Annotated in this window: 10 protein-coding genes; 7 read left to right on the top strand and 3 right to left on the bottom strand. The window is 41.6% G+C overall.

The window, feature by feature from the left end:
* Window positions 1-499 precede the first annotated feature (499 nt).
* The 6 genes from pruA to gatB all read left to right on the top strand — a co-directional run bounded on the left by pruA (window position 500) and on the right by gatB (window position 6,514).
* Entirely contained in the window at window positions 500-2,047 is a 1,548-nt protein-coding gene (gene pruA, locus M3206_RS14500) for an L-glutamate gamma-semialdehyde dehydrogenase (protein WP_251313248.1), read from the top strand.
* A gap of 292 nt (window positions 2,048-2,339) precedes the next feature.
* Window positions 2,340-2,702 (top strand): DUF3905 domain-containing protein, encoded by a 363-nt coding sequence (locus M3206_RS14495; RefSeq protein ID WP_251313247.1) that lies wholly within the window; start codon window positions 2,340-2,342, stop codon window positions 2,700-2,702.
* A gap of 84 nt (window positions 2,703-2,786) precedes the next feature.
* Complete coding sequence (locus tag M3206_RS14490) at window positions 2,787-3,041, top strand: YciI family protein (protein ID WP_251313245.1); 255 nt, start codon at window positions 2,787-2,789, stop codon at window positions 3,039-3,041.
* Window positions 3,042-3,307: 266 nt separating this feature from the next.
* Complete coding sequence (gatC, locus tag M3206_RS14485; protein WP_251313244.1) at window positions 3,308-3,598, top strand: Asp-tRNA(Asn)/Glu-tRNA(Gln) amidotransferase subunit GatC; 291 nt, start codon at window positions 3,308-3,310, stop codon at window positions 3,596-3,598.
* Between the two features lie 15 nt (window positions 3,599-3,613).
* Window positions 3,614-5,071: an Asp-tRNA(Asn)/Glu-tRNA(Gln) amidotransferase subunit GatA gene (gene gatA, locus M3206_RS14480; protein ID WP_251313243.1), complete on the top strand. Its 1,458-nt coding sequence runs from the start codon at window positions 3,614-3,616 to the stop codon at window positions 5,069-5,071.
* Between the two features lie 12 nt (window positions 5,072-5,083).
* Entirely contained in the window at window positions 5,084-6,514 is a 1,431-nt protein-coding gene (gene gatB, locus M3206_RS14475; protein WP_251313240.1) for an Asp-tRNA(Asn)/Glu-tRNA(Gln) amidotransferase subunit GatB, read from the top strand.
* Window positions 6,515-6,588: 74 nt separating this feature from the next.
* Here gatB and M3206_RS14470 read toward each other — a convergent pair whose 3' ends face one another.
* On the bottom strand, window positions 6,589-7,422 hold the full coding sequence (locus M3206_RS14470; RefSeq protein WP_251313239.1) for a TetR/AcrR family transcriptional regulator: 834 nt from the start codon (window positions 7,420-7,422) through the stop codon (window positions 6,589-6,591).
* Window positions 7,423-7,516: 94 nt separating this feature from the next.
* On the opposite strand from M3206_RS14470, the gene M3206_RS14465 reads away from it, so the two are divergent.
* Complete coding sequence (locus tag M3206_RS14465) at window positions 7,517-10,600, top strand: efflux RND transporter permease subunit (protein WP_251313237.1); 3,084 nt, start codon at window positions 7,517-7,519, stop codon at window positions 10,598-10,600.
* Between the two features lie 263 nt (window positions 10,601-10,863).
* Here M3206_RS14465 and M3206_RS14460 read toward each other — a convergent pair whose 3' ends face one another.
* Both M3206_RS14460 and M3206_RS14455 read right to left on the bottom strand, forming a co-directional pair.
* Window positions 10,864-11,796, bottom strand: a complete 933-nt coding sequence (locus M3206_RS14460; protein ID WP_251313235.1) for an ABC transporter ATP-binding protein — start codon at window positions 11,794-11,796, stop codon at window positions 10,864-10,866.
* On the bottom strand, window positions 11,789-12,772 hold the full coding sequence (locus M3206_RS14455) for an ABC transporter ATP-binding protein (RefSeq protein ID WP_251313233.1): 984 nt from the start codon (window positions 12,770-12,772) through the stop codon (window positions 11,789-11,791). Before M3206_RS14455 ends, M3206_RS14460 begins: the two co-directional genes overlap by 8 nt.
* Window positions 12,773-12,784 lie beyond the last annotated feature (12 nt).

The following is a 12,784-nucleotide window of genomic DNA, read 5'->3' as shown; positions in this document are numbered from 1 at the left end:
GCTTCGCGACATATTCTCGGTACTCTAAAGACTTTCTTTTCATGTGGACACGTCCCCTAAATTAGTTTTGTTTAAGTATAAAGAATTCTCACAAGGATGTCTCCACTTTTAAGACTAATTTAAAAAAGAGACAATCTTGAGCGTAAGTAAGGTGGTTTTGAGCGAAACTCAAGTTTTTTGAGCGAACGTGTAATAAATAAAAGAACACGTACCGTAATACAGTTCGTATTCCCACCAATTCCCTCAACATATTCCACATCCCACTATCGCTTTTAAAAAAGCATAAATATTCGTTTTCTTATCAAAATTCATCCAAAAAGCAGTTAGATGAGTACTATTCATTCACCCAAAAGAAAGAACATGCAGAAAAACTGTAAACCCCCTGAAAATAAAGAATTCTGACTATTTTCTGTTTGTTTGAACAATTGGATAGGTTCATGTAGAATGAACGGTGGGAAAACCAATTTTGAAAACGCTTTATTTAGGAGGGGAATTTATTATGACACGTGAATACCGTCATGAACCATTTATGGATTTTTCAGTTCCTGCGAACAAGGAAGCTTATGAAGCAGGCTTGAAGGTTATCAATTCCAAGCTTGGACAAGAGTTTCCGCTTGTTATCGGCAGTGAGAAAATCACGACAGATGAAAAGATTGTTTCTATAAATCCAGCTAACAAAGAAGAAGTGATTGGATCTGTTTCAAAAGCGACTCAAGATCACGCTGAGCAAGCTATGCAAGCTGCATTAACAGCTTTTGAGTCTTGGAAAAAGTGGGATCCTGAACACCGTGCGAACATTTTGTTCCGCGCAGCAGCGATCATCCGCCGCCGTAAATATGAATTCTCCGCTATGCTTACTAAAGAAGCAGGTAAGCCATGGAAAGAAGCAGACGCTGATACAGCTGAAGCAATCGACTTTTTAGAATACTATGGTCGCCAAGCGATTAAGCTTAAAGCTGGTCAGCCAGTTGTAAGCCGCGATGGTGAAATCAATAAATTTAATTACATTCCACTAGGAGTAGGTATCGTTATCTCTCCATTCAACTTCCCGTTTGCGATTATGGCAGGGACTGCAGCAGCTGCGTTCGTATCTGGTAACACTGTATTATTGAAGCCAGCTAACTCAACTCCAGTTATCGCTGCAATGTTCGTTCAAGTGATGGAAGAAGCAGGTCTTCCTGCAGGCGTACTTAACTATGTTCCTGGTAGCGGAGCTGAAATCGGTGACTACCTTGTAGACCACCCAAAAACGCGTTTCGTATCATTCACAGGTTCTCGTGAAGTAGGTTGCCGTATTTATGAGCGCGCAGCCAAAGTACACCCTGGCCAAATCTGGCTTAAGCGTGTCATTGCTGAAATGGGCGGAAAAGACACAGTGGTTGTTGACCGTGATGCTGATCTTGAATTAGCAGCAAGCTCAATCGTTTACTCTGCATTCGGATTCTCTGGACAAAAATGTTCTGCGGGATCACGTGCAGTTATCCACCAAGACGTTTACGATGAAGTTTTAGAAAAAGTTGTAGCTCTTACGAAAACACTTAAAGTGGGCAACCCTGAAGAAGTTGAAACATACATGGGGCCGGTAATCGACCAAGCTTCTTATAACAAGATCATGAAGTACATTGAAATCGGAAAAGAAGAGGGCCGTCTAATGACTGGTGGAGAGGGAGACGACTCCAAAGGTTACTTCATCCAGCCGACTATCTTTGCCGATGTAGATGAAAAAGCTCGTTTGATGCAAGAAGAAATCTTTGGACCAGTTGTAGCGATTTGTAAAGCACGTGACTTCGATCACATGATGGAAATCGCAAACAACACAGAATACGGTCTGACTGGTGCACTTCTTTCAAACAACCGTGAAAACATCGAACGCGCGCGTGAAGAGTTCCACGTAGGTAACTTCTACATTAACCGTGGATGTACAGGTGCGATTGTTGGATACCAGCCGTTCGGCGGATTCAACATGTCTGGAACTGACTCAAAAGCAGGAGGACCTGACTACCTAATCCTTCACATGCAAGCAAAAACAACTTCAGAAACACTATAATCAAAATTTGTGACCCTTTCTCTTCTGAGAAAGGGTTTTTTATATTTTGCCACTGAAAGTAGTCTAATCCACAAATTTCACCTATGAATCCACGAAATTTCAAGCTCAATCCACGAGTTTTACCCCTGAATCCAAAAATTTTTAGGTTTTATCCACGAGTTTACATTTCTCGACAGAAATCGACGCTTCTTCGTGCAGAAGCGAAAATCAACTTCTATGACACAAATGATGGATTATACACCCCGCTTCAGGAGAAGTTAATCATATAACATTAAGGAAGCAGGTGTATGAGATGTCAAAAGATAAAGACAAGAAGCAAAAGAAGAATCTGCCCGAAGTCGATCTGGATGATACGATGCCGCATCAGATCAGTTCACCAGACTTTAAAGAGACAGGTATGAAAATGCAGGCACCATTCGTTAATGAACATGGTGTTGTAATCGGGGACAGCTTTTATGATTCGGAAAATTCTCCGCTTAATAATTGGAGCACAGATACAGACCCGGAAGTGATGGCAGGAGATGAGTGGGTGCATCCTACGAATGATATCGGATGGAACTTGAACATGAACCGGGAATTGATCGAAAAAAAAGCTCCACCTAAAGAAGGCGTGCTTCGCCATCCAACGAAAGATACAAGCTATGGAAAAGATTGATGCATCCGGATAACACCGGATGTTTTTCTTTTGGGGAACGAGAAGGAGTATAGTAAGATAAACGTATCAAAGGAGGTTATTCACATGGCATTCTTCGCAGCAATTTTACATATGGAAAAACCGGAACTGAATCAAGAGTATCGTCAGGCTCATCTGAATTATCTGCAAAACTTGGTGGAACAGGATAAAGTGCATCTCAAAGGTCCATTCGTCGATGGTTCAGGGGGCATGGTCATCTATAAAACTGATACTTTAGAAGAAGCACAGACATTAGCCCAAGAAGATCCTTACGTGAAGGAAGGCGTACGTCGTTTAGAACTTCATGAGTGGGGTATCTAAAGATAAGGCCGATTCAAAACCGATCCGTTTTGAGTCGGTTTTTTTGTGTTGAGCGTTGAGTTTGGTGAATTTTGTCGAGAGACCTATATTTTTAAAAGAAGACCTAATAATTCCAAATTAAACCTAATTCCATACCAAACTGACCTAAACCTCCCTCTCAATCAAGATTATTCTCATGAATCTTCCTTCCCAAGTTGCCTATATACCGAGCTTTTTGTTATCATCAGAATAATACTTTTGTATAAGAAGTCTTGGAGGTGTCAGGTTTGTCTCGTATTTCGAAGGATCAAGTGAAACACGTAGCACATTTAGCCAGATTAGCGGTTACGGATGAAGAAGCCGAAATGCTGACTGAGCAGTTAGATAAAATTATCGGGTTTGCAGAAGAACTAAATGAACTCGACACAGATAACGTGGAGCCGACTACACACGTACTGGAGATGAAGAATATACTTCGTGAAGATGAGGTGCGAAATTCTGTTTCCGTTGATGAAGCGATGAAGAATGCACCCGCACAAAAAGACGGCCAGTTTAAAGTTCCGAACATTTTGGAGTAGGAGGAAAGACCACGTATGTCGATTTTAGATAAAAAGATTTCAGAACTGCATCAATTACTACATACAAAAGAATTGAGTGTAACGGACATTGTGGACGCGTCGTTTGACCGCATCCATCAAGTTGATGATCAAGTAAGAGCTTTTTTAACGTTAAATGAAGAATATAGCCGCATTAAAGCAAAACAATTGGATGAAAAACTCGTTTCCGGTGCTGACAGAGGACTGTTATTTGGCATGCCGATCGGGATTAAGGATAATATCGTAACAAAAGGTATTCGTACGACTTGTGCATCAAGAATTCTAGAGAATTTCGAACCGATCTATGACTCGACTGTTGTTGAGCGTTTAACAGAAGCAGATACGATTATGATGGGTAAGCTGAACATGGACGAGTTTGCCATGGGATCTTCCAATGAAAACTCAGGCTTCTATCCGACGCATAATCCGTGGGATCTTTCTTGTGTGCCAGGGGGATCATCAGGAGCGTCAGCAGCTGCTGTTTCAGCAGGGGAAGTCCTCTTTTCACTGGGATCTGATACAGGCGGATCTATCCGACAGCCTGCCGCTTTTTGTGGTGTAGTAGGATTGAAACCTACATATGGCCTTGTATCCCGTTACGGTCTTGTAGCCTTTGCGTCATCCCTTGATCAGATCGGACCGATCACAACAAACGTAGAAGACAATGCGTACTTGTTGCAGGCGATTGCAGGGAACGATCCGATGGACTCCACATCTGCAAAAGTGGATATCCCAGATTATCTAGCTTCACTAACAGGCGAAGTTAAAGGATTGAAAATTGGTGTTCCTAAAGAATACCTTGGTGAAGGCGTTGAGCCTGGCGTTAAAGAGCGCGTAATGGAAGCTCTGAAGGTGCTTGAAGGATTAGGTGCAACGTGGGAAGAAGTATCACTTCCGCATTCACGCTATGCCTTAGCTACTTATTATCTGCTGTCTTCATCTGAAGCATCAGCGAATCTTTCCCGTTTTGACGGTGTACGTTACGGACTTCGTTCAGACAACAGCAACAACCTGATCGATATGTACAAGCAGTCACGCAGTGAAGGTTTTGGTGAAGAAGTAAAACGCCGTATCATGCTTGGTACGTTTGCGTTGAGCTCAGGGTATTACGTTGCGTATTATAAAAAAGCACAAAAGGTACGTACATTGATCAAAGAAGACTTTACAAACGTCTTTGAAAAGTATGATGTCATCATCGGACCAACAACGCCATCAGCTTCATTCAAATGTGGAGCGATGACGAAAGATCCGTTAACGATGTACATGAACGATATTTTAACGATTCCAGTGAACTTGGCTGGTGTACCTGCGATTTCCGTACCTTGTGGATTCTCAGGCGGACTGCCGATCGGACTTCAGATCATCGGTAAGCATTTTGACGAAGCAACTATTTATAAAGTAGCTCATGCGTTTGAACAGGCAACAGAACATCACAAAGCGAAGCCGAAGTTGTAGGGGGTGCAGAGAATGAGCGAATTTGAAACGATTATTGGATTAGAAGTACACGTAGAATTAAAAACAAACTCTAAGATTTTCTGCGGCTGTTCTACTAACTTTGGTGCGCCGCCGAACACGAATGTGTGTCCGATCTGTCTTGGACATCCAGGCGTACTGCCTGTCGTGAACCATCAAGCAGTTGATTTTGCGATGCGTGCAGCACTCGCACTCAACTGTGAGATCAATCGAGAAACGAAATTTGACCGCAAAAACTATTTTTATCCAGATAACCCGAAAGCATACCAAGTATCACAGTTTGATAAACCAATCGGTGAACATGGTTGGATCGAAATCGAAGTTAACGGAAACAAAAAGAAAATCGGAATTACACGCATCCATATGGAAGAAGATGCAGGAAAGCTGACTCACACGGCAGACGGCTCACTTGTAGATTTGAACCGACAAGGAACGCCGCTCGTCGAGATCGTGTCTGAGCCGGATATCCGCACGCCAGAAGAAGCGTATGCGTACTTAGAAAAATTAAAAGCGATCATTCAATATACAGGTGTCTCCGATTGTAAGATGGAAGAAGGTTCATTGCGCTGTGATGCGAACATCTCGATCCGGCCCGTCGGACAAGAGGAGTTTGGAACAAAAGCAGAGCTTAAGAACTTAAACTCCTTTGCATTCGTTCAAAAAGGGCTTGAACACGAAGAGAAGCGCCAGCGTGAAGTCGTTTCAAGTGGAGGAGAAATCCTTCAAGAGACACGCCGTTATGATGAAGCTTCAAAGACTACCATCTTGATGCGAGTAAAAGAAGGTTCTGATGACTATCGTTACTTCCCTGAACCTGACCTTGTTTCCATCTTTATCGATGATGAGTGGATGGAACGAGTGAAGTCAGAGATTCCAGAACTCCCTGATGCACGTCAGAAACGTTATGTTGGGGAATTCGGACTTCCTGAATACGATGCAAAAGTTCTAACGATGACAAAAGAGATGGCTGATTTCTTTGAAGGCACGATCGAAGCGGGTGCCGATCCGAAACAAGCATCTAACTGGATCATGGGAGAAGTGAGCGCCTACTTGAACAACGAAGGAAAAGAACTGCATCAAACCGCTCTTACGGCAGATGGACTTGCCGGCATGATTAAATTGATCGGCAACGGAACGATTTCTAATAAGATTGCCAAAACCGTTTTCAAAGAGTTGATCGAAAATGGTGGCGATGCTGAAAAGATCGTAAAAGAAAAAGGGCTAGTTCAGATTTCTGATGAAGGTGCTATCCGTGAGATCGTTGTGAAGATCTTGGATAAAAATGAACAGTCTGTCGCTGACTACAAAGACGGAAAAGAAAAAGCAGTCGGATTCCTAGTCGGACAAGTGATGAAAGAAACAAAAGGAAAAGCTAATCCGCCGCTAGTAAATAAGCTGATTGTGGAAGAGCTGAAAAAAAGATAAAACGGGTTAATGAAGCGTAAAGCAATCGTGAGCCCAAAATAAAAATCCTCCTGCAATAGGAGGATTTTTTTCGTTTATAAACCTAGATAATTCCGAAGAAGATATGAAATCTGTTTGCAGTTAGGGTGATCTTTAAGGTTTGCTAACAGTCCTTTTACAATCACCTGGCTGAGGCTGGGCTCTTGGACATGCTGTTTCAGAAGCATTAAGGACTCACGCACAGTTGACTCTTCGACTTCTTCTATTTTTTGTTCAATGATCTCGATGATCTGCTCTTCCGTAATGTTTTCGTCCCATGGTTCATTCAATGTTTGATAAAGCTCTTCTGAAATGAATGTAATCTCAGAATGCCTAGCAAGTAAATAGGTCTTCTCAGCAAGTGACTGGCTCAATAAGCTCAGATTAAAAGGAACGTTAAAGAACAAGAATAGGTGTGCATAAGTGTTTATGAATCCTTTTACACAGAAGATCAGATCATATTTTGTGGATCTGATATCTTCACCATACAGTCGTTCGAGCATTTGTAAAATAATCTTATCAATCAACTTGTCATAATGATGCATTTTAGAAATGAGATCTTCGTTAACGGTTTGAGTCTGTTCTTTAATAAAAATTTTTGCGAAATCCGAATGCTTTTGAAAAGAATGAAACGCCGCTGTATAAAATTCGTTTAATAGTTTGTGGTCATCATTTTGATTTTTGACTACATGGTCAATTTCTGAAATGAATTCCAATAAGAAATGATCGATCAGTCCAATGATCAATTCGTCTTTTGACTTGAAAGCTATGTAAAAAGCACCTTTTGAGATACCAGCGTGCTCGGTTATCTGTTGTACGGATGTCGCTTCAAAGCCTTGTTTTGCAAAAAGTTCTAAAGCACTCTCCATGATCAATTGTTTTTTACTCATTTCATCGCTCCTAATAGAATTCGTTGACAAATGACCGAACAGTCATTAGTATAAGTAATTGAGTTTGATAAGTCAATTAGGGGTTGGTGGACTAATGAAAGGTTTAGTTAATTTTGTCCTGATGAATAAATTAGCCGTTTGGCTGCTTACCATCATTATAACAGTATCAGGTATCTATTCAGGGACAAGAATGAATATGGAAACGATTCCGGATGTTTCGATTCCTTACTTAACGGTTATGGACGTTTATCCTGGAGCGACTCCAGAGAAGGTGATGGAAGACGTATCCATGCCAATCGAAAAAGCAGTGGAAGGACTTGAAGACGTAAAAGCTGTTTATTCGAATTCGTATGCTAATATGTCAAACATCCAAGTGGAATATGAATACGGCATAGATATGGATGAAGCAAAACGTCAACTGCAATCTGCATTAGACACAGTGAATCTGCCTGAAGAAGCAGAAGAACCCACAGTTACAGCGATCAGCATGAACATGATGCCTGTAGCTGCACTTAGTGTCAGCAGTACAAAAGAAGATATCGTTGAATTAACTTCAACGGTAGAAGAGATCATTCTTCCGAAGATCGAGAAGATTGATGGCGTCGCTTCAGCAAAAATTACAGGTCAGCATATTGAAGAAGTGGACCTTACTTATAACAAAGCTAAAATGTCTGAGTACGATCTAACCGAAGAAAAGGTAAAAGAAATGATTCAGGCAAGCAACATGGCAGTCTCTTTAGGGCTTTATGAGTTTGAAGAGGGTGAAGAAGCAGTATCAGTAGACGGAAAGTTCATGACTACAGAAGAACTGAAGAACATGATGATTCCTGTTACACCATCTGCAGAAAACCCAACCCCGTTTGTAAAGCTTAGTGACATTGCTGATATCAAAACAGTCGGAAAAGTAGAGTCAGTCTCCCGTACGAATGGGGATGATGCGATTGCCATACAAATCGTGAAAGAACAGCAAGCTAACACGGTTGATGTTGTAAACAGTGTTAAAAAGTTAATAAAAGAAGAAAAGTCTAAAATCGATGGTCTAGTCATTGATATATCTCTGGACCAAGGAAAACCGATAGAAGATTCTGTAGCAACGATGATCGAAAAAGCAGTATTCGGCGGATTGATCGCGGTATTGATCATCCTATTATTCCTGCGTGATTTTAAATCAACGATTATTTCGATCATTTCAATTCCGGTATCAATTTTCATGGCATTATTGATTCTTAACTGGATGGATATTACCTTGAACATCATGACACTCGGTGCGATTACAGTCGCGATCGGACGTGTAATCGATGACTCCATCGTTGTCGTCGAGAATATATACCGACGTTTGCACTTAAAAGAGGAAAAGTTAAATGGACGCGCGTTAATTCGTGAAGCAACCATCGAAATGTTCAAGCCGATCCTGTCGTCAACATTGGTAACAGTCGCTGTATTCGCACCGCTTATCTTTGTTGGGGGAATGGTCGGAGAATTGTTTGCACCATTCGCACTAACGATGACATTTGCGCTGGGCGCATCATTGATCGTTGCGATTACAATTGTACCCGCCTTATCTCACTTCTTGTTCAAAAAGAAGCTATATGGTGAGAAAACAGAAGGAAGTCATAAAGAAGCTGGTAAACTGTCAAACTGGTACAAAGGAATCTTAAACAGATCTCTTAATCATAAAATCATCACTTCACTGTTAGCTGTTATTTTATTAGCAGGAAGCTTAGCGTTAACGCCAATAATCGGCTTCAGCTTCATGGGCAGTGAAGAAGATAAAGTGATGTATTTAACCTACACACCAAAAGCTGGTGAGCTTAAGGAAGAAACCCTGGCAAATGTTGAAGAATTAGAAGAAAAAATGCTTAAACGTGATGATATCGATATCGTCCAAATCTCTGTAACGGAAAATGCTGATCCGATGATGGCTATGGCTGGCGGCGGAGCAGGCGGTGCATTAATGTACCTGATCTTTGATCCGGAGATGGAGAACTTCCCTGAAGTACGTGATGAAATAGAAGATTATGTAGCTGATATCGGTCAATCAGGAGAGTGGAAGAGTCAAAACTTCTCTTCGATGTCAGGTGCTGAGAACGAAGTCAGCTATACCTTCTACAGCGAAGATTTAAATAAGCTGAATAAAGCTGTAAAAATGGCTGAAGCCGTCATGCAGAAGAATAAACATGTAGAAGATGTTACTTCAAGTGCCAAAGAAGCGTTCGTTGAACATACATTCAAGGTTGATCAGAATGAACTGCTAAAATACGGACTGACAACAGGTCAGATCGTTATGATGCTTAATCCTTCGCAAACGAAAGATGTTTTAACGAAGATTGAAAAAGATGGTGACACGCTAGATGTTATTGTTCAGCAAGAACAAACGAAACAGCCCAAATCAGTCGATGATATTTTGGCAAGACAAGTGCCAACAGCGCTTGGTACGACAATGCCATTATCTGAATTAGTAAAGGTTGAAGAAGGAACAACACTTAATACACTTGACCGAAGCAAAGGGGAATACTTTGCCACGGTTTCAGGTAAAGCAATAGTCGATGATATTTCAAAAGCAACATCTGAAGTTCAAAAAGAGATCGATAAGCTCGATCTGCCTAAAGGTGTTACCGTTGGTGTTGCAGGTGTACAAGCGGATATGACGGAAACATTTACACAGCTAGGAGCAGCGATGCTTGCCGCAATCGCAATCGTGTACTTCATCCTTGTTGTAACCTTCCGTGAAGGTGTTGCGCCATTTGCGATCCTGTTCTCGCTTCCGTTTGCAGTAATTGGCTCATTCGTTGGCTTATTGATCGCTGGTGAAACCATCTCTGTATCTGTCATGATGGGACTATTGATGCTGATCGGTATCGTAGTAACGAACGCTATCGTATTAGTAGACCGCATCATTCATATGGAACGTGATGGAATGAGTATGCGAGAAGCAGTCCTCGAAGCGGGGGCAACGCGTCTCCGTCCGATTCTGATGACAGCAATCGCGACGATCGGAGCATTAATCCCATTAGCGATTGGCTCAGGCGGTGGCGGTCTGATCTCGAAAGGTCTTGCGATAACCGTAATCGGCGGATTAACAAGTTCTACGTTGTTAACACTGATTATCGTACCTATCGTGTATGAAGTACTGTCGAAGATCTTTAAGAAAAATCGTAAAGAAGTACAAGAAAACTAAAAGGTTTAAGCCCTGCAAGGTGATGTTATGTCATCCTGCAGGGTTTTTTAATAAGAGGATTTATGGAAGTGCTTCCGTTCCAGGATGCTCGCTTTCCGCGGGGCGTGCGGTGAGCCTCCTGCCTCTATGCGCTAATAGGATTTTCCCTACCTTGCACTCCTGTCAACTTTTCGATGAAGATAAAAACACATTGAGAACAAAATAGGGTTTAAAGAAGAAAAGAGAATAAAGAAAGACTGGCCACCAGCCTGTCTTTCACTTTTTTATATATAGCTCACTTGTCTTTCTGTACTTTTAATCGCAAAATCTTTTATTTGAATCATATTAGCCGACACATAATGTTCATTTCCGACATGGACGAGCTGAGGGGGATAAAGCGGTTTTTCTGGCAGGTTGATCGGTTCGCGATATGGATTGCGCCGATCTGGGTCCGGTACAGGTATAGAAGACAGCAGAGACTTTGTATAAGGGTGTATCGGATTGCGATACAGCTCTTCTTTAGGAGCCAATTCTATTAAATGTCCTAGATACATAACTGCTACACGGTCACTCATGTAATGGACGACGCTTAAGTCATGAGATATGAACAGGCATGTAAGGTTCATCTCCACCTGCAAATCTTTTAATAGATTCAACACTTGAGCTTGAACAGAAACATCAAGTGCGGAAACGGGCTCATCGGCTATAACGAACTTCGGCTCGAGCATTAAAGCGCGTGCGATTCCAATCCTTTGACGCTGTCCTCCAGAAAACTCGTGAATCTTTCGTCGATACGAATTCCGAGAAAGGCCGACCTTTTCAAGCATACTTAATGCTCTGTCCATCCGCTCTTTTTTTGTCCCTATTTTTTGGATATAAAGAGGTTCCTCAAGAATTTCTCCAACTGTTAAACGCGGGCTGAGCGATTCATATGGGTTTTGAAAAATCATTTGTATTTCTCTTCTGTAGGGTCTGAGTTTATTGTCATTTAGTTTCGTTATTTCCTTACCGTCAAACCAGATCTGTCCGTGTTCTGGTTTATATAATCGCATGAGGGTTCTTCCGAGCGTTGTTTTTCCAGAACCAGATTCCCCCACAACGCCAAGAGTTTCTCCGCGATGGATGTTTAGTGAGACGCCATCCACTGCTTTATGAACACCTGTGCTGTCTGTAAAATATTTTGATAGATTCTGTGCTCTTACAAGTAGTTTATCCAATGGTAACTACCTTCCTTTCATCCTCATAAAACCGGACATAATGCATGGGTTCTACTTCTACTAATGAAGAAGGAGCATCAAAAGAACTGCTTTCATAGGTGTACGTTGCAGGAGCAAACTTTCTCCCCTCATAGCCGGTATCTTCAAATGTATAATCTTGAATGCTTTTCAGCCGTTCCTGTCCGTTCTCCGGATTGGGAATACTTCCAATTAACGCTTTTGTATAGGGGTGTAGTGGGTTTCTAAAGGTCGTATAAACATCGGCAGACTCAACTATATGACCGCCTAACATGACATAAACCCAATCGGCATATTCAGCGACTACCCCAAAATCGTGGGTGATCAGCAGAACAGAAGCATCTAGATCTGTTTTATAATGATCGATTAAGTCGAGTACTTGCCTCTGAATCGTAACGTCTAGAGAAGTGGTCGGTTCGTCTGCAATAATCAGCTTTGGTTTACATGAAATAGCCATTGCAATCAAAATGCGCTGTTTCATACCTCCAGAAAGCTGATCAGGGTATTGGTTATAGACCTGGGCCGGATTTTTAAAACCGACTTGTTCCAGTAATTGAAGTGCTTCTGTTTTAAGCTCTTCTTTTGGGACCAGCTTGTGATATTTAAGTCCTTCTGTAATCTGCACGCCAACTTTCATCCCGGGATTCAAAGAGGCGATAGCATCTTGAAAGATCATTGAGATTTCATTGCCACGAATTTTTCGCATTTCCTTTTCCGTCATTTTGAGAAGTTCTTTCCCATTAAAAGTGATAGTACCCTTCTCTATCTCACCATTTGGAGGAAGGAGCTGCAGGATGGAAAGAGAGGTAATACTTTTGCCTGAACCCGATTCTCCGATCAGAGCAACGGTCTGTCCTTTTTCGATTTGAAGACTTACATCACTAACAGCTGTTGTCCGTTCTTTATTTTTATGAAAAGAAACTCTTAAGTTTTTAATCTGTAAACTATGCTGATTCATATCTTTCACCTC

It is taken from the genome of Fictibacillus phosphorivorans, assembly GCF_023715845.1.
GTDB lineage: Bacteria > Bacillota > Bacilli > Bacillales > Fictibacillaceae > Fictibacillus > Fictibacillus phosphorivorans_D.
Note: the sequence above shows the minus strand (reverse complement) of the source record. Positions and strands in the feature narration are given on the sequence as shown.